General features: G+C 61.9%; 22 protein-coding genes. 13 read left to right on the forward strand and 9 right to left on the reverse strand.

Annotated elements, in window-relative coordinates; genetic code table 11:
• Positions 1 to 112: 112 nt before the first annotated feature.
• Positions 113 to 940: an NAD-dependent protein deacetylase gene (locus QMK47_RS11285; RefSeq protein ID WP_320390200.1), complete on the reverse strand. Its 828-nt coding sequence runs from the start codon at positions 938 to 940 to the stop codon at positions 113 to 115.
• 185 nt (positions 941 to 1,125) lie between these two features.
• On the opposite strand from QMK47_RS11285, the gene QMK47_RS11290 reads away from it, so the two are divergent.
• The 3 genes from QMK47_RS11290 (at position 1,126) to QMK47_RS11300 (ending at position 3,369) form a co-directional block, all read left to right on the forward strand.
• Entirely contained in the window at positions 1,126 to 1,398 is a 273-nt protein-coding gene (locus tag QMK47_RS11290) for a hypothetical protein (RefSeq protein ID WP_214509051.1), read from the forward strand.
• A gap of 358 nt (positions 1,399 to 1,756) precedes the next feature.
• Positions 1,757 to 2,128, forward strand: coding sequence for a general stress protein (locus QMK47_RS11295; protein ID WP_253473271.1), 372 nt, complete (start codon positions 1,757 to 1,759; stop codon positions 2,126 to 2,128).
• A 311-nt stretch (positions 2,129 to 2,439) separates the two neighbouring features.
• Positions 2,440 to 3,369: a ZIP family metal transporter gene (locus tag QMK47_RS11300; RefSeq protein WP_320390201.1), complete on the forward strand. Its 930-nt coding sequence runs from the start codon at positions 2,440 to 2,442 to the stop codon at positions 3,367 to 3,369.
• Between the two features lie 25 nt (positions 3,370 to 3,394).
• Here the strand turns inward: QMK47_RS11300 and QMK47_RS11305 are convergent, their stop codons facing one another.
• From QMK47_RS11305 to QMK47_RS11315, 3 genes are all read right to left on the reverse strand, one after another.
• Entirely contained in the window at positions 3,395 to 3,802 is a 408-nt protein-coding gene (locus QMK47_RS11305) for a YkvA family protein (protein WP_320390202.1), read from the reverse strand.
• Between the two features lie 81 nt (positions 3,803 to 3,883).
• Positions 3,884 to 5,128 carry an NAD(P)/FAD-dependent oxidoreductase gene (locus QMK47_RS11310; RefSeq protein ID WP_253473280.1) on the reverse strand — a complete coding sequence of 415 codons (1,245 nt, stop codon included), beginning with the start codon at positions 5,126 to 5,128 and terminating at the stop codon, positions 3,884 to 3,886.
• Positions 5,129 to 5,133: 5 nt separating this feature from the next.
• Positions 5,134 to 6,552: a PLP-dependent aminotransferase family protein gene (locus tag QMK47_RS11315; RefSeq protein WP_253473283.1), complete on the reverse strand. Its 1,419-nt coding sequence runs from the start codon at positions 6,550 to 6,552 to the stop codon at positions 5,134 to 5,136.
• Between the two features lie 296 nt (positions 6,553 to 6,848).
• Between QMK47_RS11315 and QMK47_RS11320 the strand changes: the two genes are divergently transcribed.
• From QMK47_RS11320 to QMK47_RS11340, 5 genes are all read left to right on the forward strand, one after another.
• On the forward strand, positions 6,849 to 7,814 hold the full coding sequence (locus QMK47_RS11320; RefSeq protein WP_320390203.1) for a transporter substrate-binding domain-containing protein: 966 nt from the start codon (positions 6,849 to 6,851) through the stop codon (positions 7,812 to 7,814).
• Between the two features lie 51 nt (positions 7,815 to 7,865).
• Positions 7,866 to 8,642: an amino acid ABC transporter ATP-binding protein gene (locus QMK47_RS11325; RefSeq protein ID WP_249410642.1), complete on the forward strand. Its 777-nt coding sequence runs from the start codon at positions 7,866 to 7,868 to the stop codon at positions 8,640 to 8,642.
• Between the two features lie 3 nt (positions 8,643 to 8,645).
• The gene (locus QMK47_RS11330) at positions 8,646 to 9,326 is read left to right on the forward strand and encodes an amino acid ABC transporter permease (RefSeq protein ID WP_253473289.1); all 681 of its coding nucleotides are present in this window, start codon (positions 8,646 to 8,648) and stop codon (positions 9,324 to 9,326) included.
• A gap of 1 nt (position 9,327) precedes the next feature.
• Entirely contained in the window at positions 9,328 to 9,975 is a 648-nt protein-coding gene (locus tag QMK47_RS11335) for an amino acid ABC transporter permease (RefSeq protein ID WP_214509058.1), read from the forward strand.
• A 224-nt stretch (positions 9,976 to 10,199) separates the two neighbouring features.
• Positions 10,200 to 11,219 (forward strand): hypothetical protein, encoded by a 1,020-nt coding sequence (locus QMK47_RS11340; protein WP_253473293.1) that lies wholly within the window; start codon positions 10,200 to 10,202, stop codon positions 11,217 to 11,219.
• A gap of 9 nt (positions 11,220 to 11,228) precedes the next feature.
• Here QMK47_RS11340 and QMK47_RS11345 read toward each other — a convergent pair whose 3' ends face one another.
• The gene (locus tag QMK47_RS11345) at positions 11,229 to 11,423 is read right to left on the reverse strand and encodes a hypothetical protein (RefSeq protein WP_003200134.1); all 195 of its coding nucleotides are present in this window, start codon (positions 11,421 to 11,423) and stop codon (positions 11,229 to 11,231) included.
• A 367-nt stretch (positions 11,424 to 11,790) separates the two neighbouring features.
• On the opposite strand from QMK47_RS11345, the gene glsB reads away from it, so the two are divergent.
• A complete protein-coding gene (gene glsB, locus QMK47_RS11350; protein ID WP_253473296.1) occupies positions 11,791 to 12,699 on the forward strand; it encodes a glutaminase B in 909 nt (302 codons plus the stop codon).
• Positions 12,700 to 12,761: 62 nt separating this feature from the next.
• Here the strand turns inward: glsB and QMK47_RS11355 are convergent, their stop codons facing one another.
• Entirely contained in the window at positions 12,762 to 13,091 is a 330-nt protein-coding gene (locus QMK47_RS11355; RefSeq protein ID WP_253473299.1) for a hypothetical protein, read from the reverse strand.
• Between the two features lie 634 nt (positions 13,092 to 13,725).
• Positions 13,726 to 15,672, reverse strand: a complete 1,947-nt coding sequence (locus QMK47_RS11360; RefSeq protein ID WP_253473302.1) for a DNA topoisomerase III — start codon at positions 15,670 to 15,672, stop codon at positions 13,726 to 13,728.
• Positions 15,673 to 15,915: 243 nt separating this feature from the next.
• Between QMK47_RS11360 and QMK47_RS11365 the strand changes: the two genes are divergently transcribed.
• The 4 genes from QMK47_RS11365 to QMK47_RS11380 all read left to right on the forward strand — a co-directional run bounded on the left by QMK47_RS11365 (position 15,916) and on the right by QMK47_RS11380 (position 20,478).
• The gene (locus QMK47_RS11365; protein ID WP_003200142.1) at positions 15,916 to 16,323 is read left to right on the forward strand and encodes a response regulator; all 408 of its coding nucleotides are present in this window, start codon (positions 15,916 to 15,918) and stop codon (positions 16,321 to 16,323) included.
• Positions 16,324 to 16,426: 103 nt separating this feature from the next.
• Positions 16,427 to 16,948, forward strand: coding sequence for a sigma-70 family RNA polymerase sigma factor (locus tag QMK47_RS11370; protein WP_253473305.1), 522 nt, complete (start codon positions 16,427 to 16,429; stop codon positions 16,946 to 16,948).
• A complete protein-coding gene (locus QMK47_RS11375; protein ID WP_258690804.1) occupies positions 16,945 to 17,904 on the forward strand; it encodes a FecR domain-containing protein in 960 nt (319 codons plus the stop codon). Before QMK47_RS11370 ends, QMK47_RS11375 begins: the two co-directional genes overlap by 4 nt.
• 96 nt (positions 17,905 to 18,000) lie before the next feature.
• Positions 18,001 to 20,478, forward strand: coding sequence for a TonB-dependent siderophore receptor (locus tag QMK47_RS11380; RefSeq protein WP_320390204.1), 2,478 nt, complete (start codon positions 18,001 to 18,003; stop codon positions 20,476 to 20,478).
• Positions 20,479 to 20,521: 43 nt separating this feature from the next.
• Here the strand turns inward: QMK47_RS11380 and QMK47_RS11385 are convergent, their stop codons facing one another.
• A complete protein-coding gene (locus QMK47_RS11385; protein WP_320390205.1) occupies positions 20,522 to 22,144 on the reverse strand; it encodes an MFS transporter in 1,623 nt (540 codons plus the stop codon).
• A gap of 207 nt (positions 22,145 to 22,351) precedes the next feature.
• Complete coding sequence (locus QMK47_RS11390) at positions 22,352 to 23,995, reverse strand: GMC family oxidoreductase (RefSeq protein WP_320390206.1); 1,644 nt, start codon at positions 23,993 to 23,995, stop codon at positions 22,352 to 22,354.
• Positions 23,996 to 24,015: the final 20 nt, after the last annotated feature.

Genomic DNA, 24,015 nt, shown 5'->3' on the forward strand with positions numbered 1-24,015 from the left:
TGACCCTGTGGGAGCGAGCTTGCTCGCGATGGCGTCGGATCAGCCAGCAGTGATATTGACTGACCCACCGCCATCGCGAGCAAGCTCGCTCCCACAGGGAGGTGGCGTGGTGTCAGATCAACAGTGGCAACAGTTGCTCACACGGCTCTTCAAGCTTGAGGTCCAGCAGCTCATCGGCCCGGGTCTTGCCCCGGTTGATCGCCAGCAGCGGCTTGCCCTGGTCCTTGATGGCCCGGCACAGGCGAAACGCCGAATACGCCATCAGCGACGAGCCCACCACCAGCAGGCCGTCCGCTTGCTCGACGGCTTGCACGGCGCGGGTCGCGGTGAGGGGGGCGACGTTCTCGCCGAAAAACACCACGTCGGGTTTCAACCGCTCGCCGTCGCAATGAGGGCAGCGGGGCACCTGGAAGCGCGCCTCGAAAGCCGGGTCGAGCAGGGTGTCGCCATCGGGCGCCTGCACCGCATCGACACCGGCCAGGTAAGGATTTTCGGTTTCCATCAACTGTTGAATCTGCTGTCGTTGGCTGCGCTGGCCGCAATCCAGGCACAGTACGCGATGCAGGCTGCCGTGCAGTTCGATGACGTCCTGGCTGCCGGCCTGGTCATGCAGCGTGTCGACATTCTGGGTAATCAGGCCGCTGATGCGTTGCCGTGCCTGCAACTCGGCCAAGGCCTCGTGAGCCGCGTTCGGCCTGGCCTGCCGCACGCGGGGCCAGCCCAGCATCGCCCGCGCCCAGTAGCGCCGTCGTGCCTCGGCCTGGGCGAGGAACTCCTGGTACATCATCGGCTGTCGACCCCGGCGCACCCCGTCGCTGTCGCGGTAGTCGGGGATGCCCGAAGGGGTGCTGATGCCAGCGCCAGTGAGTACCAGGAAGCGGCGTCCGGCCAGGTACGCCTGCAACTGATCGAGCGGTTCGCGATGCAAATCGTCCGGCATGGGGGGTTCTCCGTGAGCCTGGATTCGTTGAGGGTAGCACTGTCGAGCACAAGGTCTACGTCACGCCTTTCGTCGCTCAGCGGCGCTGTTCTGCAAACTTTCCTTGCAGGAGGGGCCTCCACACTTATGTGTGAAAGAGCAATCGGGTTGTTTCGGTCGCTCTGAACCTGTCGCAGAGGAGGCTTATGAAGCAGACCATCGGTGAAGTACGGGCCATCAACAGACAGCGCGGATTGGTGGGTGTGTACGTGGGGCAGGAGCACGGCCATACCGTGCTCGCTCTGCGTTCGGCCAATGACATCGATATTGGCGACATCCTGGAATGGGACAGCGGCACGGCCTTGGGCACTCAGTCCTATCACAACCAGACCAAGGGCTGGACCGCCGATGTGTATGTGGCAAACCACGGTGTGGCGACGGCCAATCTTGAGGTCCAGTTGATGGTGGGCTCTTCCTGACGGAGCCTTCGAGACCGCTGCAACGGGTTGCTGGCGCGACCTGGCCCCCTGTGGGAGCGAGCTTGCTCGCGATAGCGTCGGATCAGCCTGTATTGATATTGACTGACACGCCGCCATCGCGAGCAAGCTCGCTTCCACAGGATGTTGCTGGATGAAGTTTCGGTGTTCAGGGCGGCTAATCAATCACCGCCTGTTTAATAGCCTGTTGCAATAGAGGCCGAGGCAGCAGGGAAATAAATAACGACATTGACCACTCGTCGCCGTTTGCAGATTTCCCTTAAAACCTTGGCGGCGCCATGTTTTCCGAATAAGACGAGTCAGCAAGGCTCGTTGACATCAACTAAACGAGGTGAATGAAATGGCTAACACAGGAAATAACAATCCTGGCAATTTCGCTAACGATCGTGAAAAGGCATCGGCAGCCGGGAAAAAGGGCGGCCATGCATCAGGTGGCAACTTCGCCAATAATCCTGAGCGGGCATCCGAGGCCGGGCGCAAGGGCGGGCAGGCATCGGGTGGTAATTTTGCCAACGACCCTGGGCGTGCCGCAGAAGCCGGCCGCAAAGGCGGGCAAGCCTCGGGTGGTAATTTTGCCAACGACCCTGAGCGGGCGTCGGAAGCCGGCCGCAAAGGTGGCCAGGCCTCGGGCGGCAACTTTGCCAACGATCGGGAAAAAGCCTCCAAAGCGGGTAGAAAAGGCGGTGAAAACAGCCGTGTCGGCGATTCATAATGCCCGCTGACATGGCCAGCCCCGTGCCCATGGCATGGGGCCCATTGGTCTATATAGCGGATTTTGCCGGATTTAAACTACAGCCGGGTTTTACAGCTTTTTCGCTTTATTCGTTAAAAAATACTAGCTAATTGGTGAGTTAATCACCGTTCGTCTCGTTTATTGAATAAAAGATAAATCATCCTTTTACTTCCTCCGACTATAAAAAGCGGCGAGGGCGGCGCTTCCTCGCCTGAATATTGCGTTTGATCGTCACCACCGTTTAGGAGCACGATCAGCCATGTTTTGGTCAACACCCGTAAGGACCTTCGATGGACCAGTCCACCTCCCGGAGTCGATCTTCCTGGCGCACCTGGCTCAACCCCGTGCAAGACAACTTGTTGCTGGGGGTGACGTTCTGGCTCGGGTTGGCGTTGGTGGCCGCGTTGTTGCTCTACAGTGGCTACAACGCCCTGGTTGGCGCCAATCGTCAAAACCTGGGCTATGCGGTGTTGGGCGGTACCTCGGGCTTTGCCGCCACCGCCCTGGGGGCGGTGATGGCGGTGGTGCTGCGCGATATCGCCTCGCGTACCCAGGACATCATGCTGGGTTTTGCCGCCGGCATGATGCTCGCCGCCAGTTCGTTCTCATTGATCCTGCCTGGGATCGAAGCGGCACAGGTCATCTGTGGCAATCAGTTGCTCGCCGCGTTTGTCGTCGTGCTGGGCCTGGGTCTGGGCGTGGCCCTGATGATCGGCCTGGACCGCTTCGTGCCGCACGAGCACGAGCTCAGTGGCCGGCGTGGGCCCCAGGCCGAGCGCATCAATCGCGTCTGGCTGTTCGTGCTTGCCATCACCTTGCACAACTTGCCGGAGGGCATGGCCATCGGCGTCAGTTTTGCCGACGGCGACTTCAAGGTCGGCCTGCCCCTGACCACTGCCATCGCCATCCAGGACATCCCCGAAGGCCTGGCCATTGCCATGGCGCTGCGCGTCACCGGCATCAGCACCTTGCGTGCCGCGCTCATCGCGGTCGGCTCGGGGTTGATGGAGCCACTGGGGGCGGTGATCGGCCTGGGCATGTCGTCGGGCGTCGCCGTCGCGTACCCCATCAGCCTGGGGTTGGCGGCGGGGGCGATGATCTTCGTGGTCTCCCACGAAGTGATTCCCGAAACCCACCGCAACGGCCATGAAACCCCGGCCACTCTGGGGCTGATGATGGGGTTTGCGGTGATGATGTTTCTCGACACGGCGCTGGGCTGAGCCCCCCGACACCGAATGCATGGTTTCAGCCGGTTTTGACGGGACCGCCGTAGAACATGAACCAGGCTCCTGCCAGTGCCGCTATCCAGGCCAGCACAATCAGCGCCGCCGCTAGCTTGTTCACCGGGCGCTGGCCATCGTTTTCCTGCCATTGCCGGGCCTTGGCTGCACATTCTGCGAGCACTGCGAGCGGCATCAGGCGAAGCGCCAACCAAATCCCCAGGGGCAACAAGATCACATCATCCAGATAACCCAATACCGGGATGAAATCCGGGATCAGGTCAATGGGGCTCAGGGCATACGCCACCACGACAATGGCGATCCATTTGGGCAGCCAGGGCGTCTGCGGATGGCGATAGCAGAACCACAGCGTCATGGTCTGGCGTTTCAGTGTCCTGGCCCATTGGCGAAGACGTTCAAGGAGCTTGGTCATCAAAGCCCTGCAAGGTCTGGGATAGAGAAGGGTAACCGCAAACTGCGACGACAATGTACCCAACATGTGGCGAGGAGCTCTTTAGAAACGCTGCACGGAAAACCGTTCGAGCCATTGCGGTGCGGTGCCGGCGATGCACTCGGTGACCAGTTGTCCGGTCGCCCCGGCGAGGGTCAGGCCCAGGTGTTGATGACCGAAGGCGTAGATCAAGCGTGGCTCGTTCGGTGAGGGGCCGATCACGGGCAATGAGTCGGGCAGCGACGGGCGAAACCCCAGCCAGCGACGGGCAACCGGCTCGCGCAGGCCAAGCACGCGGCGCACGTGGTGTTCCAGATAATCGAAGCGTCGAGGATTGGCCGGGTCGTGAATCGAGCCCAGTTCTACCGTGCCTGCCACCCGCAGGCGCCCGGCCATGGGCGTCATGTAGAAGGCGCTTTCCACCGGACAGCAGGGCCGGTTGAGGAGCGTGTCCGGCAGGTCGAACTCGATGTGATAACCCCGTTCGGTGTCCAGGGGGATGCGATCGCCCATCTGCGCCGCCAGCACACCGGACCACGCCCCGCCGCACAGCACCACCCGGTCGGCCAAGTACTGCTGGCCGTCGGCGCTGTGCAAATGAAGCCCGTTGGCGGCGCGTTTTATCGCGATGACCGTCGCCTTGCGCAGCACCCCTTCGGCTACCAACGGTGCGGCCAGGGCTTCGATGAACAGCTTCGGGTCGTCCATGTGGGAGGACTCGGGAAAAAGCAGTCCGGCCACCGAGCGACCCGCCAGTGCCGGTTCCAGCTGTTCGATTTCGATGGCGCTCAACACCTGTTGGGCAATGCCCAGTGAGCGCCGCAATTCGATGGCGGCTTGTGCGGCGGCGAAGCCTTGCTGGGTGCCATAGGCATACAGGCAACCGTTGTGCCGCAAGCGCTGGTTGGCCAGGGGCGTGTCGGCCAGCAACGGTTCGTACCCGCTGTAGGTGCGTTGCAGGATCGTCGCCAGCGCCTGGGTATTGGCGGCGCAGCGCGAGGTCCGGCATTCATTGAGAAAACGCAACAGCCACGGCATCAGTCGCGGCAACCGGGCCCAGTTGATCACGAAAGGCGAATCGGCCGAGAACAGCAACGATGGGATGGCCCGCAGCAACGAGGGTTGAGCAATCGGCATCACCCCGTACGGTGCCAGCGTCCCGGCGTTGCCATACGAGGCGCCGGCGGCAATGCCATCGCGCTCGAGCACCAAGACCCGATACCCTTGGCGCCGCAACCAGCGCGCCGTGGCCACACCAACCACACCGGCGCCGATAACGGCGATCTCGCAATGAACGGGCTGTGTCATCGGCTTCAGATCCGGTTGTGCATGTGAAGGTGCCCCTGGCGAGCCAACTGGCTGATCACGGTCAGGGCCTTGACCAGTTGCTCCCGGGACAACGCGGCTGAAATGTTGATGCGCACTGCTTGCGGTGACAGTTCCGGGCTGAGGGTAAACGCGCCGCCGGGTAGCAGCACCACGCCCTGTTCCTGGCAGAGGCGGGCGAAGCGCGAGCTGTTCCAGGGTTCGGGCAGCAGCAGCCAGGCATGGGTGCCGGTGGCGCTGTGCTGAAACTCCAGCCCTTGCAGATGTGTCGCCAGCAGCGTCTGGCGGATCCGCAGCTCTTCGCGTTGTTCCGAGACCAATTGTTCGGCCAGGCCTTCCTCGATCAACCGTGTGGCGATCAGTGCAGTCAGCGGTGAATTGCTCCAGCAGTCGATGCGTTGCATGGCGATGATGCCCTGCAGCAACGCGGGCGGCGCCATGACAAAGCCCATGCGCAAACCGGGGGCGATGCATTTGGACAGGGCGCTGACGTAAATCGTCTGCTCCGGCAGCAGGGCTGCGAAGGGCGCGGGCGATTGTTCCAGCAGCGGTCGGTAGACGTCATCCTCGATCACCAGCACATCGGTCTGGCGAATGACCGCCGCCAGGGCTTCGCGGCGATCGGCGTCGAGGGTGATGGCGGTCGGGTTGTGAATCGATGGCACCAGGAACAGCAAGCGCGGTTGATGCTCGGCGCAGGCCTGGCGCAAGGCTTCGGGGCACATGCCGCGCTCATCGGCGTCGACACCCAGCAGGTTCAGGCCGAGGGTACGGCACAACCCGTTGATGCCCTGGTACGTAATGCTGTCGGCCAGCACCGTGTCGCCACTGCTGGTGAGGCTGCGCAAGGTATGGGCGATGCCGTGTTGGGCGCCTTCGGCGATCAGGATGTGATCGGCCTGGGCTTCGACGCCGGTGTGTCGCAACCATTGCGCAATGGCCTGGCGGGCCCAGAGCGGACCTTCGCAGGGGTGGTAATCCTTCATGTCGGCAAAACGCGGGTCATCGGCCAGCCGCGGCAGCAACTGGGCAAGCACCCGGTTGTAGCCGTCCGTGGCGGGGCGGTTGACGCTCAGGTCGGCGGTGCCTGGGTCGTTGCTGGGGGCCGACTGGAACTGCGCGGCCGGATGACGCCCCTGAGCCACTTGCGTACCACGGCCCGGCCGGCTTTCCACCAACCCTTTTTGCTGCAGCACCGCCATGGCCCGGGTGACGGTGGTGATGTTCACCCCCAGGGCACTGGCGAACTCACGATGAGGCGGCAGGCGATCGCCCGGCTTGAGCTGGCCATGAAGGATTGCGTGGGTCAGCGCGTCGGCCAGCTGCGCGTACAGCGTCTCGGCTTTCTCGCGATGCAGGCCGGCATGGTTCTTCAGTTCTTTCAGCAGTTTCTCAAATTGACTCATGAGTCCTTGTTCCTGGATTGTCATGCTTCTTCGTGCGCCTTAAAGCAGACTTGTCATGCTTTTTATCCGATACAAAGGCCATTGACAAGGCAAAATAGCGTGATTAGTGTGTGAATTGTAATGCTTGTCATGCAGATGAGCATGACAATGCGTTGAAAATTCGTTTCTCGCACCGGCTTCATTGAAATCGAGCCCCGGAGGGGCGTGGTGGCCGCTTAGGGATCAGGCGGCAAGGTTGTTGTTTGGTTGTATGGCTTGTCCCGGTCAAAATCCTCAATTGCCAATAGGTGAAACCCATGTCCGACTCCAAATTCGATACCCCCGGCCTTTCCCGCCGTTCGGTGCTCAAGGCCGCCGGTTACGGTTCACTGGCCGCCGTCGCCGGCTCGGCCCTGGGGCCGATGCCATTCGCCCTCGCGGCCGGGCAACCGATCAAGACCATTCGCCCCGGTTACCTGACCGCCGCGTGCCTGGGGGACATGCCACTGGGGGCCCTGCGCGACGGCGTGCCGGTCGGCACTGACCTGGAATTGCTGAAGCTGATCGCCGACCGCCTCGAACTCAAGCTCGATGTCTTGACCATGGGCTTTCCGGCGGTGATCGAAGCCGTGCGTTCGGGGCGCGCCGACTGGTTTGGCGGCAACTTCGCCTGGAACCCGATGCGTTCCAAGATCCTGTTGCTCACCGACGCTGTGTTCTACACCGGGGCATACGTGATCATGCGCGACAGCGAGCCGTTCCAGACCAGCATCAGCGTCAATGACATGAAAGGGCGTACGGTGGGCAGCAACACCGGCTATTTCACCATCCCCGACATGAAGAAAATCGACGGTGTAAAAGAGGTGAAACTCTATGACAACACCGACGCCTGCCTACGGGACGTGCGCGCCGGACGGCTGGACTTCGCCGTGCTCGACGCCCCCACCATCGACTACATGATCCTCCAGGACCCCAGCCTCAAGCTCAAGCAAGTGCCCATGGCCTACGACGAGAAATTCCCCAGCCTGACCGCCAAGTTCGAGGCGATCTGGGGCATTCATCCGCAGAACCAGGACCTGTTCGACGGCGTGAACCAAGGGCTACGCTGGTTACGGAGCACCGGACAGATCGGCCCCATCCTGGCCCGCTACGGCATCAAGAACCCCGACTACCTGGTGCCGCTGCCCAAGGACCAGCGCGTCGGCGTGGACCGGGACGAGCAGGGCAACCTCATCGGCCCGTTCAAGCACGCGCCCCGGGATTTCAGCCAGGCGTTTGCCTGACACACCCTCGCGCCTGCGCTCACGATTGTCATCCACTTGCGGACATTGCTCATGGCTGAATCTCATCCACTGGTGCGGGTCGAGGGGCTTCACAAGTCCTTTGGCCGGCTGGACGTCTTGAAAGGCATCGACCTGCAGGTGCAGCAGGGTCAGAAAATATCCCTGATCGGGCCCAGCGGTTCGGGCAAGACCACCTTGTTGCGTTGCATCAACTACCTGGAAGAGCCGACCCGGGGCAGCATCTACATCGACAACGCGCTGATCGGCCAGCGCAAGGTGGGCGAGCGCACGGTGCCCATGGGCGACAAGGAGTTGGCCCGGATGCGCGCCAACATCGGCATGGTGTTCCAGCGCTTCAACCTGTTCCCGCACCTCAGTGTGCTGGACAACATCACCCTCGGCCCGCTGAAGGTCCAGCAGCGCAATCGCCCGGAAGCGGTGGAACTGGCCGAAGACTTGTTGAACAAGGTCGGCATGTTCGCCAAGCGCGACGCCTACCCGGACCAACTGTCCGGCGGCCAGCAACAACGCATTGCCATCGCCCGAGCCTTGGCGATGCGTCCCAAGTTGATGCTGTTCGACGAGGCCACCTCGGCGCTCGACCCGGAGTTGGTGGGCGAAGTGCTGACGGTGATGCGCAAGCTGGCCGAGGAGGGCATGACCATGATCATCGTGACCCATGAGATGCGTTTCGCCGAAAGCGTGTCCGACCAGGTGATTTTCATGGCCGATGGCAACATCGTCGAACAGGGACCGCCCCGGCAGATCTTCCGGGAAAGCCAGGTGGAGCGTACACGCGCTTTCATCAGCGCCGTTCAGGAGCATTGATCGATGTTCGATTCAAGCGAGCTGACCAAGTCCCTCGACCTGCTGCCCTATTTTCTTGAGGTCCTGGGCATCGGCGCACTGACCACCCTGGGCCTGACGGCGGCGTCTTTCATCGTGGCGGCGTTGCTGGGGTTTGGCCTGGCGCTGATGCGCCTGTCGCGTCACCGGGTCTTGCGATGGGTGGCCAGTGTTTACCTGGAGGTGTTTCGCAACGTCCCGATCCTGACCCAGCTGTTCATTCTTTATTTCGGCCTGACCTACATTGGCATCACGTTACCGGCCATCGGCGCGGCGATCATCGGTTTTGGCCTCAATGGCGCGGCGATGCTGTCGGAGGTGTTCCGTTCCAGCATCCTGAACGTCGATCGTGGGCAGAGCGAGGCCGCGTTCTCCATCGGCATGACGCGGGCCATGGCGATGCGCATGATCGTCTTGCCCCAGGCCTTCAAGGTGTCTATTCCAGGCATGGCGAACTTTGCCATCGGTTTGCTCAAGGATACGTCGCTGGCCTCGGCGGCGGCAGTGCCGGAGCTGACATTCAAGGCCAAGATGCTGGTGAGCGAGACCTACCAGACCAACCTGATCTATTTCCTGCTGGCCATCATTTACCTGGCGCTGAGCCTGGTATTGGCCCATTGGGCGGCGCGCACCGAGCGTCGTCTCACCGTGATCAAGGAGCACTGACATGGGCTATGGCGAGTTGTGGGAAGCCACCCACGTCGAACTGCTGCAAGCCGCCTGGGCCACGTTGCAGTTGGCGTTTGGTGCACTGGTGATTGGTTTGGCGGTCGGGTTGTTGGTGGCGCTGGCGCGCTTGTCCGGCTCGCCGGCGTTGCGTCGGTGTGCGTTGTTCTACATCGAGATTTTTCGCGGCACGCCGGCGCTGGTGCAGCTGTTCATCGTCTACTTCAGCTTGACGGCGGTGGGCGTGCAGTTCAGTTCGTTCCAAGCGGCGATGATCGGGCTGGGGCTCAATGCGGCGGCCTACTTGTCGGAAATCTATCGTTCGGGCCTGGAGGCCGTGCCCAAGGGCCAGGTCGAGGCGGCGAAAGCCATCGGCATGCCGCGCCTCCAACTGTTGCGTTGGGTGGTGCTGCCCCAGGCGATCCGCATCGTGCTGGCGCCCATCGGCAATGTGGCGATTTCCCTGCTCAAGGACACCTCGGTGGCCTCGCTGATTGCCGCACCGGACTTGATGCTGCGGGCCCAGGATTTGAGCTCCGTGTATTTCATGCCGCTGGAAACCTATGTGCTGGTCGGCGCCATGTATTTCGCCATGTGCTATCCGTTGTCGATGGCGGTGCGCAGATTGGAGCGGCGGCATAAATCCTGAGCAGCAATCAAACACTTTCGTAGATTCTTAGATGAAACCTGTGGGAGCAAAGCTTGCTCGCGATGGCGGTGTATCAGTCGACATCAATACTGCTGACACACCTATCGCGAGCAAGCTTTGCTCCCACAGGTTTTGCTTCAACAGGTTTTGTTTTCACAGGTTTTACGGTGCCTCGCGACCTATACTCAACTCCGTGAGTGACGTGAATCCGGGGTGGCGCGATCGTGCTGCGTTCGCTGATGTTGGCCGTTTTGCTCGTTCTGGCGGGGTGCGCCACGCCGCAGCGCGGTCAACAGGCTGCCACGGTGTCGATCGACCAGGCCACTTGGCGACAGGTGGACCAGCAGATCATCGCAGCATCGAAAAGCGCTATCGAACAGGCCGGACGCTACGCCCGCGGGTCGATGGAACATTGGCGTGTGTTGGTCTATGAGCGCACCGAGGCTGAGTTCATCCCCTGGTTCAGCAGTTATTGGACCCAGGAATGGCTGGCGGTGAAGGTCAGCTGGTATGCCGCCAGTGCCAAGGCTGAGGAGGATTCCCCGGCCAGGCGCCTGGCGGTTTACTTGCAAGAACAATATCGTGAGCAGGTGTTGGAGCCGGTGGCGGTGGAAATTGATCCCGAGGCGATCAGGGCTGCCGCGACGGACTACTACATACGCCAGCTCAATCAGCAGGTCCAGGTCATCGCCCTGCGGCATCGAATCCCGAACGAACTGATGAACCGGCGTCTGCACGGCATTCCTGCCATCAGCCTGGGGCCGCCGGCGGCGCGTAACGCGTCGTTGTACGAAGTGGTGCATACCGAACCGCTGAATACGCTGCCGGCTTATGCGGCCCTGATCGATCACGTCAATAAGGCCGCTGCCACAGGTGCCGGGCCCTCAGAGGCAGTGATCGCAACAGTGGCGCAACGCACCAGCGAAAAAATCGAGGCGCAATTTGCCACACGCGGGGCGACCGGCGCGGCGGCGGCGGTCGCCGGGAAGGCGGCCGGGGCGTTGATTTCGGTGGGGGTGGCGGGTATTCGCGCGATCATCCACGAGGGCGAGCGGCCGGAAATGGAGGCGCAGATCCGCAAAAGCCTGAGTGCTGCGTTCGATGAGGCGTGGTTCAAGTCGCTCAAGCATCCCCTCAGCGGGGTGATGGCACCGGTGTACTACCTGGACGAGGAAATAGAAGGCAACCTGGTGGAAGCGGAGCTGGCCAATCGCGCGGTGGCATTGCCGGACATCAAGCCGTGACGGGCCGGCTCATTCTGACCCGAGGGTGACACGACAACCCTTGCGCTGGCGGATCTGCTCGTCCGATGGGCGCTCCTTGATGAACTCGAAGCGCGGCTCGCCTTCGCTGTAGATCACCAGCCAACCCCATTCCAGCTCGCTTTCATCCTGCCCGGGCTTGGGCGGTGAGGCCCACCAGGGTTCTTTTTGCATGATCTGGCGCATCGTCTACTCCTGTCGATTGATCCTTTGCACTATAGACCGCTCGATTCGACGACCAGCGCCCATGAAAACGCTTGCATTCATTGCGGCGAACACGGCTGTTGTGGCGAGGGAGCTTGCTCCCGCTGGGGCGCGTTGTAGGAGCTGTCGAGTGCAACGAGGCTGCGATCTTGTCCCAGACAATTGAGTCTAGAGCGAAAGATCAAGATCAAAAGATCGCAGCCTTCGGCAGCTCCTACCACAGCCCAGCGGGAGCAAGCTCCCTCGCCACGTTTTTTTAACTGGCAAATCAGTGTGCTCTGACCTCGCCCACCAGCGTCTAGCGTCTGTATCCCCGCACTCGAACGGGGAATGACTGGACCCCGCGCATATGCAAGCACTGTTGAACGAGATCCTCGATGCGGTTCGCCCCCTGATTGGTCAGGGCAAGGTGGCCGACTACATTCCGGCCCTGGGCACTGTGGCGCCCAACCAGTTGGGTATTGCCGTGTATGGCAACGACGGCGAGTTGTATTGCGCCGGCGACGCCGAAACAGCGTTTTCGGTGCAGAGTATTTCCAAGGTGTTCAGCCTGGTGCAGGCCATCGGGCATTCCGGCGAAGCGATCTGGGAGCGCTTGGGCCATGAGCCGTCTGGCCAACCGTTCAATTCCCTGGTGCAACTGGAATTCGAACGTGGTCGACCGCGCAACCCGTTCATCAATGCCGGCGCGTTGGTGATCTGCGATATCAACCAGTCGCGTTTCGCCGCCCCGGCGTTGTCGATGCGCGATTTCGTACGCCGTCTGTCGGGTAACCCACAGGTGATGGTGGACGGCAAGGTCGCCGAATCGGAATACCAGCACCGCGCCCGCAACGCGGCGATGGCGTACCTGATGCAATCGTTCGGCAATTTCCATAACGATGTGGAAGCGGTACTGCGCAGTTATTTCAGCCACTGTGCCTTGCGGATGAGCTGTGTCGACCTGGCGCGGGCGTTCTGCTTCCTGGCCAACGACGGGTTCTGCAAGCACAGCGGCGAACAGATCCTCACCGCCCGGCAAACCCAGCAGGTCAACTCCATCATGGCCACCAGCGGCTTGTACGATGAGGCCGGCAATTTCGCTTATCGCGTCGGCCTGCCGGGCAAGAGCGGGGTCGGTGGCGGGATTGTCGCCGTGGTGCCGGGGCGGTTCACGGTGTGCGTCTGGTCGCCTGAGCTCAACGTCGCCGGCAACTCCCTGGCCGGCATGGCGGCGCTGGAACTGATGAGCCAGCGGATCGGCTGGTCGGTGTTCTAGAGCCTGCCTCACAAAAAAAGCCCGCTCCTGATCCAGGAGCGGGCCTTTTTGTCGAGTGGCGATCAGCAGAGGCGGTCGATGACCCGGACCTCAGAGGTGCTCTGCATCGACTGCCAGGCCTGGGTCAGCGTTTGCAACACGCGACCGATGAAGTCTTTGTCTGCCGCGGCCTTCTTGCCAACGTAGCCCTGGCCACGGCGGTACATCTTCAGCCGGGCACCCAGCTCTTGCGTGTTCTTTTCGAACTCGTCTTCGCGGGTGTAGGGCGACAGGCAGTCCATATGCACCTGGCCAGTCTTGCTGATCCACAGGATATGGCTGTCGAGAGTGTCCTTGTGTGCGGCGAATATGCGAGCCAGTTCATCAATAGATGGTTGATTATTCAGATTCATGTGTAAGCCCCTTGACCATTTGGTTGATCTGTCTGGTGGTTCGCAAAAACTTCGCTACTCGGTAAGTACCTGCCTGCTACCGAAACCAGGCCGTCAGCGTTCTTCCGTCGAACTTCGACGGGGTCGTGCATCGGTTGTGTAGTGTTATCGAAGGGCTGCTACGCAAATGCGCTGCAACGAAGAGAAACAGCGAAGAATCTTCAGGCAGTGTCAACTTTCGAGGGTTGAACCACGCGCATCATGAGGATCTTCGCCGACGTTTCTCGCCCTTGTTACCGGACGGTCAGGCCAGGTCAGCACCTTCAATCTGCCTTGTGGGCAGTCCCTTATCCAAAAAACAGCTCGGCGGTCAGACGAGCTTGCTCAAACAATTGCCTGTACTCCCGATCGGGGAGACGTCTGCATCATGCAAGGGCAAATCGGAGGCGTCAACGGTTTTGTAGTGATTATTTTTGATCACTACATATTGTCTGACAAAACGGTTTGGGTATGAGGATTTCCAGCCAGACCCCATTCAATGTGGGAGCGAGCTTGCTCGCGATGGCGGTGAATCAGCCCCAGATAATTGACTGACACACCTCTATCGCGAGCAAGCTCGCTCTCACAGGGGATTTATGGTGGGCCTGATTTCAGCTCAGGTTGCCTTGGTTTTAGTGGCTTTGCGCGGTGCGCCGCCGGTCTTGCGCTTGGTCGGCTTGCGTTTGTTTTTCCACGGCGTGGCGCCGCGCCCGGCGGGGCTGGCCGGGCCGCTGATGGTCAGGCTCATGCCTTGGCAGCGGGCGACGTGTTTGCTCATCCAGGCGGCTTGCCGGGTCACGAATTCTTCCAGGCTCATTTCGCCGCTTTGCACCATGTCCAGCGCTTGCTCCCAGATGGCCGTGGTGCCCGGGTCGGCGATGGCCCGGGGCACGGCGTCGATCAGGCTGAAGGCCGCCGGGGTAGCGGACAGCGCCTTGCCGTTTTTCACCAGGTAACCGCGGTCGAGCAGCCCCTGGATAATCGAGGCCCGGGTCGCTTCGGTGCCGATGCCGGTGGTGTCCTTGAGCTTCTGCTTGAGCAACGGGTCTTCTACCAGCTTGGCGACGTTCTTCATCGCCTTGATTAGGTCGCCTTCGGTGAACGGCTTGGGCGGTTGGGTCCACAGGTCCTTGGGTTTCACCTCGTCTACGGCGCAATCGCGGCCTTCGGCCAGCGCCGGCAAGGTCTGCGGCGCCGGTGCTTCACGGCCCCTGGCCGGTGCTAGCGCTTCGGGCAGGGCGCGTTTCCAGCCGGGTTCGACGATCTGCTTGCCCACGGCGCGCAGCGCCTGGCCGGCACAGTCGAAGTCGGCCTGGGTCCGGTCGTATTCATGGTTGGGCAGGAACTGCGCCAGGTAGCGCGCGCGAATCAGCGTATAGACCGCGCGCTGCTTGCCGGCGAGTTTGTCGAGGTTCCTGGCGGCGGCGGTGGGAATGATGCCGTGGTGGGCGCTGACCTTGGCGTCGTTCCAGGCCCGGGACTTGCGTTGCGGTTGCAGGTGCTCGCGCAGCTGTGCAAGGCTTGGTTCGGCCTGGGCGAGGGCGGCCAGGATGGCTGGTGCTTCACTGTGCTGGCTCAAGGGCAGGAAACCGCAATCGCTGCGAGGGTAGGTGATGAGCTTGTAGGTCTCGTAGAGCGACTGGGCGATGTCCAGGGTTTCCTGGGCGCCGAGGCCGAGTTTCTTCGAGCAGACTTCCTGCAGCGTGCCCAGGTCGAAGGGCAACGGTGCCGCTTCGCGCAGACGTTCGGTACGTACCTTCAGTGTCCGGGCGGTGGCGGCGTTGGCCATGGCTTGGGCGGCGTCCCGGGCCAGGGCCTGGTTCAGGCAGCGCTCCTGGTCGTCGCAGGCGTCCGGATCGGCGCGCCACTGGGCGGTGAACGCCGTGCCTTCGTGGCTGAGCTGTACGTCGATGGCCCAGTAGGCGACCGGCACGAAGTCGGCGATGCTGCGGTCGCGGTCCACCACCAGCCGCAGCGTCGGTGTCTGCACGCGGCCCACCGGCAACACGCCCTGGTAGCCGGACTGGCGCCCCAGCAAGGTGAACAGGCGACTCATGTTCATGCCGATCAGCCAGTCGGCCCGGGATCGACCCAGGGCCGAGTGATACAGGTTGAAGGTTTCGGCCCCTGGCTTGAGGGCGGCCAGGGCCTTGCGGATCGATGCTTCGTCCAGGGCCGAGAGCCATAGCCGCCGGATCGGCCCTCGATAACGGCAATGTTCCACCAGCTCCCGGGCGATCATTTCGCCTTCGCGGTCGGCGTCGGTGGCGATCACCAATTCCTTCGCTTCCCCCAGCAGGCGCTTGACCGCCTTGTACTGGCTGGCGGTTTTCGGCTTGACGGTCATTTTCCATTGCGCCGGCACGATGGGCAGGTCGGCCAGTACCCAGCGCTTGTAGCGCGCATCGTAGGCGTCGGGTGGGGCGGTTTCCAGCAGGTGGCCGATGCACCAGGTGACCGTGATGCCAGGGCCCAGCCAGCAACCGTCGCCACGGCGCGTGGCACCGAGCACGGCGGCGATGTCCTTGGCCTGGGACGGTTTTTCACACAGGTACAGCTGCATAGCGCCCTTTTCCTGAGCAGGTTTCATGGGGTTGTAGCATGGTCATGGATGCGCGCCAGGGCAAGTTTTATCTGTATGGATATACAGATAAAAAGCGTTGCGCTGCGTTGCCAAGGGGGCTCTGGCATGACATTCGGCGGCCTGTTGGCACACAGAATGAATTTCTCGCAGGGGGATTGCTCATAACTTCAAGGCGGTTGTTGCCGCAAAGAAGGTTTTATGAGGTCAAGGAGAGTCACTTTCATGAATTCGATGCCAAATGGCAACGGCCAGGCGACTACACGTTTGATTCTCGTTGTGGAAGATGATCCGACCATCCTGGAGTTCCTCTGTGAAATCCTCGAGGAGGAAGGGTTTGTCGTGGAGCCTCGGGAAAGCGCCGACGCGGCGTTGACGTTTCTCGAAGAGAGTGCCCATTACGTCGACCTGTTGCTCACCGATATCACCATGCCCGGCAAGATCGACGGCGCGGACCTGGCCAACCTGACCGGAGACCGCTGGCCACAGATACCGCTGCTGATCATGTCCGGCTTCGAAACGCCGGAAAGCGCGGGAATCAAGCATCACGCTTCGTTCATCGCCAAGCCCTGGGCGCTCGGACAGATGCTGGACCTGGTGGAAAGCACGGTGAAAAGTCACTCCATGAACTGAGCCATTCCAGCGAGTGGGCAGTGGCCGGGCATGTTTGGGTTGCAAGCGGCGATAGGCTCCATGACAATGCGAGTCATTATCAGTCGCGAATTATTCCATTGCCATGTCCGCCAACGATCTGACCCTACGCAGTGCTGTCGACGTTCTGTACAGTGATCATCACGGTTGGCTCCAGGGCTGGCTGCGCAAGCGTTTGGGCAACACCTTCGATGCCGCGGACCTTGCCCAGGATACGTTTGTGCGGGTGATCAAGGCGCGCACTGCGCTGGATATCCGTGAGCCACGACCGTATTTGTCGATGATCGCCAAAGGGCTGTTGATCGACCTGTTTCGCCGTCGCTCGCTGGAGCAATCCTACCTCGAAGTATTGGCGGCCATGCCGCAAGAGCAGCACCCCTCGCTGGAAGAGCAGGCGATCATGCTCCAGGCCCTGATGGAGATCGATCGCTTGCTCCTGGGGTTGGGGCCGCGGGTCAGGCAGGCGTTCATCCTGTCGCAGTTCGATGGCCTGACGTACCCGCAAATTGCCGAACGCCTGGGTGTCAGCGTACGCACGGTCAACAACCACATGGCCAAGGCCATGGAGCATTGCTGCCTGATGCAGATTCAATTGCAGCTTTCATGAACCTGCCCCCGGAAGAGTTGAACGCCATTCGCGTGGCGGCGCAGTGGTACGCCCGGCTGCATTCCGGCATCAGCACCGACGCGGACCGCGCCGACTGGCGCGCCTGGCTGGCTGCCGATCCGTTGCACAGCCAGGCCTGGCAACGCATGGCGGCAGTGGCCGAGCAGATGGCAAGCGTACCGGGTGCCTTGGCCGCACCGACCTTGAGCGACACCCATCATCGATCCCGCCGCCAGGTGTTGCGCAGCGCCTTGCTGCTGACGTCCGCTGGCGGCCTGGGTTGGTTGGGCTGGCACAGCCAGGCAAGCCAGCACCTGTTTTGCGATTACCGCACCGCCGTGGGTGAGCGTCGCGAGTTCCAACTCGCTGATGGCAGCACGGTCCTGCTCAACACCGATACCTCGATCAATGTTCGTTTCGATGGACAGCAGCGGCTCGTGGAGTTGTTGCGGGGTGAGGTGCTCGTGACGACGGCGGTCGATCCCTTGCGGCGTCCGTTCAAGGTGGTGACGGGGCCAGTCGAGGTGCTTGCGTTGGGCACGCAGTTTATCGTCCGGGCCCAGGCGCGGGGCGGCGAAGTGGTGGTGCTGGAGAAAGCGGTCGAGGTGAGTCTGCCGGCGATGGGGTCAAGGCGGCGGGTCGAAGCCGGCCAGCGCCTGGATTTCAATGAGCGGTCGCTGGGAACGTTGCGTGGCAACGATGTGTCGGTCGGTGCCTGGCAGAAAGGCAGCATCATTGCCATTGACCGTCCCTTGGCGGCGCTGCTGGAGGAGCTATCGCGCTACCGTCCCGGTGTGTTGCGTTGGGATCCGGCGATTGGCGACTTGACGGTGTCCGGTGTGTTTCCCGTCGATAACACCGATCTTGCCTTGGCCGCGCTGGAAAGTGGTTTCTCGTTGCGGGTGACCCGCTACAGCCGATTCTGGGTCCAGGTCGCAGGTGGCGACCGGCGGTGACGCTGTGTAATAAAAAAATCCGGGCCTGCACTTTTCATCCTCATCGTTCGGCTCTTCCTCAGTGAGTTTTTATCGACCGTTTTGGGGAGGGGAAATATGCCTTGGGTAAGCGCGCCAGGCCGTCTGGTGTTTGCAGTGAAAATCGGCTTGCTAGCTGTCACCACCGCCGGCGCCACGGCCGTGAATGCCAACCCGGTTCCAGGCGCCTCGGCGCAGTTGCGCTCGGTGCAGGCCTACGATATCGGCGCCGGCAGCCTGGTGGATGTGCTGACCCGTTTCTCCAGCGCCGCCGGGGTCGCTCTTTCGTTTGATGCCCGGCAACTTGAGGATCTGCAATCGCCTGGCCTGAGAGGTTCTTTCGGCGTGGGCGACGGCTTTGCCCGCATCCTTGGCGGTAGTGGCCTGCAAGCTGAGCCCCAGGCCAACGGCACGTATGTGCTGCGCCGGCTGCCCGCCAACGGTTCGGTCATGGAACTGGGAGCAACCAGCATCGAGGCACAGATGCTCGGGGCGACCACCGAGAACAGTGGTTCCTACACGACAGGCGCGGTGACCATCGGCAAGGGCGAGCATACCCTGCGCGAAACGCCGCAGTCGGTGACGGTGATCACCCGCAAGATGCTCGATGACCAGAACCTCAACACCATCGATCAAGTGATGGAAAAGACCCCCGGCATTACCGTCTACGACTCGACCATGGGCGGCAAGTATTTCTATTCCCGTGGGTTCCGCATGTCCGGCCAGTATCAATACGACGGCGTTCCACTGGACATGGGCAACAGCTATGTCCAGGCCGACAGTTTCAGCAGCGACATGGCTTATTACGACCGTGTCGAAGTCCTGCGTGGTGCCGCCGGGATGATGAAGGGCGCGGGCGGCACCTCCGGTGGCGTCAATTTCGTGCGTAAACGTGGCCAGGCCACGGCCCAGACCGAACTCAGCCTCTCGGGTGGCACCTGGGACAACTACCGTGGGCAGGTCGATACCGGTGGCCCGCTGAATGATTCCGGCACCGTGCGGGGCAGGGCGGTGATCGCCGAGCAGAGCCGGCATTTTTTCTACGACGATGCCCGGCGCAAGGACCAGATTTATTACGGTGCCCTGGATTTCGATCTGTCGCCCGACACGACGCTTGGCGTGGGCGTTGCCTATGAAGACGTCGATGCAAGCCCTTGCTGGGGCGGGCTTCCTCGCTATCGGGACGGTAGCGATCTGAAACTCAGCCGTTCCACTTGCCTGGATCCGTCGTGGAACACTTGGCACAGCCAGCGGACCACGGTGTTCAGCGATCTCAAGCATCAGCTCAATGACGATTGGGCGGTGAAGGTCGCTGGTGTCTATACGAAAAATACCCAGGACATCAAATACGCCTTTGCATCGGGTTCGGTGGCGCCGGGCACCTCGACCACCAACCTGCTGGGCAGCATGTACGACTACGACCAGGTCGATTACGGCCTCGACGCCTACCTGGACGGCAAGTTCGACGCCCTGGGGCAGCAACATGAATTGATCGTCGGTTTCAACGCCAGTCGTTCGGACAAGGATGACTTCTTCTCGGTGGCACTGCTGCCACAGAAGCAGAACGTGTTCGATCCGGATCGACATATTCCCGAACCGGACGACAGTTACTTCATCGAAAACTCGACGCGCGGTGGCCCGGTCAAGACCGTTACCCAGCAGCAAGGCATGTATTCGACCCTGCGCCTGAAACTGGCGGACCCGTTGACCGTTGTCGTCGGCAGTCGGGTGAGCTGGTACCGCTCCAAGACCGACTCGGTGTTCCTCACCGGCGGTTCGGAGCATGCCAAGAGCACGGAGACCGGCCAGGTCACGCCGTTTGCCGCCGTGCTGCTGGACCTCAATGAGCACCTGACGGCCTATGCCAGTTATTCGGATATCTTCACGCCCCAGGGCAACTATCGTTCCGAAAGCGGCTCGGCGCTCAAGCCCCTGGTGGGCGAGAGTTATGAGTTGGGGATCAAGGGCGAATGGTTCGAGGGACGCTTGAACAGTGCTTTCAACCTGTTCCGCACGCTGCAGAAAGACCAGGCCCAGACCGACTACTTCTCCAGTTGTGCGTCCTCGGACGGCTTCTGCTATGAGAACGCCGGCAAGGTTCGCGCCCAGGGCTTCGAAGCCGAGATCAGCGGTGAAGTCATCGAGCGCCTGCAACTGCTGGCCGGCTACACCTACACCCAGACCAAGACCCTCAGCGACATAGACACCAGTCTCAACAGTGGTTCGTTCAACAGCTACGTGCCGCGCCATGTGCTGCGCCTGTGGGCCGATTATACCCTCGGCGGAGCGTTCGAACGGGTTAGTGTCGGTGCCGGGGTCAATGCCCAAAGCGATAATTTCCGGGTATCGCCGGCGACGGGCGAGAAGATCACCCAGGCCGGTTATGCCGTGTGGAATGGCCGTGTCGGCTACCGCATCGATGACACCTGGTCGGTGGCCCTCAATGGCAACAACCTGTTCGACAAGCGCTACTACACCACCATCGGCACCGAGAATTTCGGTAACTATTACGGTGAGCCGCGCAACTTCACCATGACCGTGAAGGCGCGCTTCTGATCCCGGTGGCGAGGGCGCCAGTGCCCTCGCCACGGTTTCGTCCTCAGTTTTTATCCAAATCCACGTTCCGGGTTTCCCGCAGGCAGATCATGCCCACCACCAGGCTGACCCCGGTGATCACCACCGGGTACCACAGCCCATAGAAAATATCCCCGGTGTAGACCACCAGGGCGAACGACACGGTGGGCAGGAAGCCGCCGAACCAGCCGTTGCCGATGTGATAGGGCAGGGACATGGAGGTGTAGCGAATGCGGGTCGGGAACAGTTCGACCATCAACGCCGCCAGCGGTCCGTAGCACATCGCCGAGATGATGATCAGCGCCACGATCAAGGCCACGATCATCGGCCGGTTGATCTGCTGGGCGTCGGCCTGTTGGGGGTAGCCGGCCAGGGTCACGGCGCCGCGCAGGGCGGCTTCGTCGTAACCTTCGAGTTTCACGTCACCGACGCTGACCTGCACCGTACTGCCAGACGGAGCCGCAACGCTGCTGTAGGGCAGGCCTTGCTTGACCAGGAAGGTCTTGACCTTGTCGCAAGGGCTGTCGAAACGCGCCTTGCCCACCGGATCGAACTGGAAGGTGCAGGTGGCCGGGTCGGCGACCACGGTGATCGGTGCCTGGCGGCTCGCCTGGTCGATGGCCGGGTTGGCGTAGTGGGCCAGGGTCTTGAAGATCGGGAAGTACAGCGCGGTGGCCAGCAGCAGGCCGATCATCAGCACCGGTTTGCGCCCGACCTTGTCCGACAGCCAGCCGAAAAAGATGAAGAACGGTGCGCCGATCACCACGCTGACGATCAGCAGGCTGTTGGCCAGGGCCGGGTCCATCTTCAGGAACTGGGTGAGGAAAAACAGTACGTAGAACTGCGCGGCATAGAAGGTCACCGCTTGCCCCGCGTTGATGCTGAACAGGGCGATAAGCACCACTTTCAAGTTTTCCCATTTGCCGAAGGATTCGCGGATCGGTGCCTTGCAGCACTTGCCTTCTTCTTTCATTTTCAGGAAGGCCGGCGACTCATGCAGGCTCAGGCGAATCCAGGTGGAGATGCCCAGCAGCAGGATCGACAGCAGGAACGGAATGCGCCAGCCCCAGACTTCGAACTGATCGCCGGTGAAGTAGCGGCAGCCCAGCACCACCAGCAGCGACAGCAGTAGCCCGAGGGTGGCGGTGGACTGAATCCAGCTGGTATGGAAACCGCGCTTGCCCATTGGCGCGTGCTCGGCAACGTAGGTTGCTGCGCCGCCGTACTCACCACCCAGGGCCAGGCCCTGGAGCATGCGCAACAGCACCAGGATTATCGGCGCGGCGATGCCGATGCTGGCGTAGTTGGGCAGCAGGCCGACGCAGAATGTCGCCAGGCCCATGAGGATGATGGTCGCCAGGAAGGTGTATTTGCGCCCGATCATGTCTCCCAGCCGGCCGAACACCAGTGCCCCGAACGGCCGCACGATGAAGCCGGCGGCGAACGCCATCAGGGCGAAGATGAACGCGGTGGTGTCGTTGACCCCGGCAAAGAACTGCTTGCTGATCACCGCCGCCAGGGCGCCATAGAGGAAAAAGTCGTACCACTCGAACACCGTCCCCAGGGACGAGGCGAAGATGACTTTCTGGGTTTCCTGGCTGGTGCCGACGCTGCGCGTGGCTTCCAGGGGCTGAACATGCTCGGACATAGCGGTATCCCTCACAGTGATTGTTTTTGTTGTTCCACTGCGACGCCGGGGTGGCGTCTCCTGATTTGACACACTTTCCTTGAATCGACTCAGCCCCCTTGTGGGAGCGAGCTTGCTCGCGATAGCGGTCTGTCTGTCGCCTAGGTGTTGAATGTGCCGCCGTCATCGCGAGCAAGCTCGCTCCCACAGGGGGACTTTTGTTGTTTTTCAGACCGTGGCCGGCTCCTTTTGGGGCGTGGTGATTCTTGTGTCTGCCTCAAGCATCATCTGCGCCGCCTTCTCGGCAATCATCAACGTCGGCGAGCAGGTGTTGCCCGAGGTGATGCGCGGCATGATCGAGGCGTCGGCGATGCGCAGGCCCTTGATGCCATGGACACGCAGTTGCGCATCCACCACCGCGTCGCGATCCTGGCCCATGCGGCACGTGCCGACCGGGTGGAAAATCGTCGTGCCAATGCGGGCGGCGGCCTGGTGCAGTTCCTCTTCGGTTTGCAGGCTGGGGCCCGGCAGGTATTCCACTGGTTTGAACGCGCTCAGGGCCGGGGCCGCGACGATGCGTCGGGTCAGGCGGATGGCGTCGGCGGCGACCCGCAAGTCTTCGGGGTGGCTCAGGTAATTGGGTTGGATCAGCGGCGCTTCGTGCGGGTCGGCCGAACGAATGTCCACCCGACCACGGCTTTGCGGGCGCAGGTCGCAGACCGATGCGGTGAACGCCGGGAAGCTGTGCAGCGGTTCTCCGAAGCGTTCCAGGGACAACGGTTGTACGTGGTATTCGAGGTTGGCCGAGGCCTGCTCCGGGCCCGAGCGGGCGAATGCGCCGAGTTGGCTGGGGGCCATGGACAGTGGGCCGCTGCGGTCGTACAGGTAGCGCAGGCCCATGCCCATCTTGCCCCACAGGGTGCCGGCGATCTGGTTCAGGGTGCGGGCGTTTTCCAACTGGTAGATCAGCCGCAGTTGCAGGTGGTCCTGCAAGTTACCGCCGACGCCGGGCAGCTCATGCGTCACGCCGATGCCCAGGCGTTGCAGCAGGCTGCGCGGGCCGATCCCGGAACGTTGCAGGATGCCCGGCGAGCCAACGGCGCCGGCGCACAGGACAATTTCCTTGCGGGCCTTGAAGGTCATGCCCTTGCCTTGCCAGCGGGCGCTGATGGCGTGGGCGCGGTCGTCACGCAGCAACACGCGGTCGACCTCGACGTCGGTCAATACCGTGAGGTTGGCGCGGTGGCGAATCGGCTTGAGAAATGCCTTGGCCGCGTTCCAGCGCACCCCGGCTTTCTGGTTGACCTGGAAGTAGCCGCAGCCTTCATTGTCGCCGCTGTTGAAGTCGTCGACGTTGGGGATGCCGCTCTGTTCGGCGGCACTGCGAAAGGCATCGAGAATCGGCCATGACAGGCGCTGGCGTTCGACCCGCCATTCCCCACCGGCGCCGTGAAATTCGGACGCGCCGGCAAAGTGGTTTTCACTCTGGCGGAACAGCGGCAGCACGTCGTTCCAGGCCCAGCCAGCGTTGCCCTCGGCGGCCCAGCCGTCGTAGTCCGCCGCCTGGCCGCGCATGTAGATCATGCCGTTGATGGAGGAGCAGCCACCCAGGACTTTGCCGCGGGGGTAGCTCAGGGCGCGGCCTTGCAGGCCGGGTTGTGCTTCGGTCTTGAAGCACCAGTCGGTGCGTGGGTTGCCGATGCAGAACAGGTAGCCGACCGGGATGTGAATCCACGGATAGTTGTCGCGCCCGCCGGCTTCGAGCAGCAGCACCCGGTGTTGCGGATTGGCCGACAGCCGATTGGCCAGCAGGCATCCGGCAGGGCCGGCGCCCACGATCACGTAATCGTATTCATCGACGACAGGTTGCATTCGCGACCTCATTCTTGTTT

Source organism: Pseudomonas sp. P9_35 (assembly GCF_034008205.1).
In the GTDB taxonomy this organism is placed as follows: Bacteria; Pseudomonadota; Gammaproteobacteria; order Pseudomonadales; family Pseudomonadaceae; genus Aquipseudomonas; species Aquipseudomonas kilonensis.

Excerpts from the sequence above, each read along its gene's own strand:
- QMK47_RS11285 (WP_320390200.1), bottom strand. The coding sequence starts at position 940 with ATGCCGGACGATTTGCATCGCGAACCGCTCGATCAGTTGCAGGCGTAC.
- QMK47_RS11290 (WP_214509051.1), top strand. The coding sequence starts at position 1,126 with ATGAAGCAGACCATCGGTGAAGTACGGGCCATCAACAGACAGCGCGGA.
- QMK47_RS11295 (WP_253473271.1), top strand. The coding sequence starts at position 1,757 with ATGGCTAACACAGGAAATAACAATCCTGGCAATTTCGCTAACGATCGT.
- QMK47_RS11300 (WP_320390201.1), top strand. The coding sequence starts at position 2,440 with ATGGACCAGTCCACCTCCCGGAGTCGATCTTCCTGGCGCACCTGGCTC.
- QMK47_RS11305 (WP_320390202.1), bottom strand. The coding sequence starts at position 3,802 with ATGACCAAGCTCCTTGAACGTCTTCGCCAATGGGCCAGGACACTGAAA.
- QMK47_RS11310 (WP_253473280.1), bottom strand. The coding sequence starts at position 5,128 with ATGACACAGCCCGTTCATTGCGAGATCGCCGTTATCGGCGCCGGTGTG.
- QMK47_RS11315 (WP_253473283.1), bottom strand. The coding sequence starts at position 6,552 with ATGAGTCAATTTGAGAAACTGCTGAAAGAACTGAAGAACCATGCCGGC.
- QMK47_RS11320 (WP_320390203.1), top strand. The coding sequence starts at position 6,849 with ATGTCCGACTCCAAATTCGATACCCCCGGCCTTTCCCGCCGTTCGGTG.
- QMK47_RS11325 (WP_249410642.1), top strand. The coding sequence starts at position 7,866 with ATGGCTGAATCTCATCCACTGGTGCGGGTCGAGGGGCTTCACAAGTCC.
- QMK47_RS11330 (WP_253473289.1), top strand. The coding sequence starts at position 8,646 with ATGTTCGATTCAAGCGAGCTGACCAAGTCCCTCGACCTGCTGCCCTAT.
- QMK47_RS11335 (WP_214509058.1), top strand. The coding sequence starts at position 9,328 with ATGGGCTATGGCGAGTTGTGGGAAGCCACCCACGTCGAACTGCTGCAA.
- QMK47_RS11345 (WP_003200134.1), bottom strand. The coding sequence starts at position 11,423 with ATGCGCCAGATCATGCAAAAAGAACCCTGGTGGGCCTCACCGCCCAAG.
- glsB (WP_253473296.1), top strand. The coding sequence starts at position 11,791 with ATGCAAGCACTGTTGAACGAGATCCTCGATGCGGTTCGCCCCCTGATT.
- QMK47_RS11355 (WP_253473299.1), bottom strand. The coding sequence starts at position 13,091 with ATGAATCTGAATAATCAACCATCTATTGATGAACTGGCTCGCATATTC.
- QMK47_RS11360 (WP_253473302.1), bottom strand. The coding sequence starts at position 15,672 with ATGCAGCTGTACCTGTGTGAAAAACCGTCCCAGGCCAAGGACATCGCC.
- QMK47_RS11365 (WP_003200142.1), top strand. The coding sequence starts at position 15,916 with ATGAATTCGATGCCAAATGGCAACGGCCAGGCGACTACACGTTTGATT.
- QMK47_RS11370 (WP_253473305.1), top strand. The coding sequence starts at position 16,427 with ATGTCCGCCAACGATCTGACCCTACGCAGTGCTGTCGACGTTCTGTAC.
- QMK47_RS11375 (WP_258690804.1), top strand. The coding sequence starts at position 16,945 with ATGAACCTGCCCCCGGAAGAGTTGAACGCCATTCGCGTGGCGGCGCAG.
- QMK47_RS11380 (WP_320390204.1), top strand. The coding sequence starts at position 18,001 with ATGCCTTGGGTAAGCGCGCCAGGCCGTCTGGTGTTTGCAGTGAAAATC.
- QMK47_RS11385 (WP_320390205.1), bottom strand. The coding sequence starts at position 22,144 with ATGTCCGAGCATGTTCAGCCCCTGGAAGCCACGCGCAGCGTCGGCACC.
- QMK47_RS11390 (WP_320390206.1), bottom strand. The coding sequence starts at position 23,995 with ATGCAACCTGTCGTCGATGAATACGATTACGTGATCGTGGGCGCCGGC.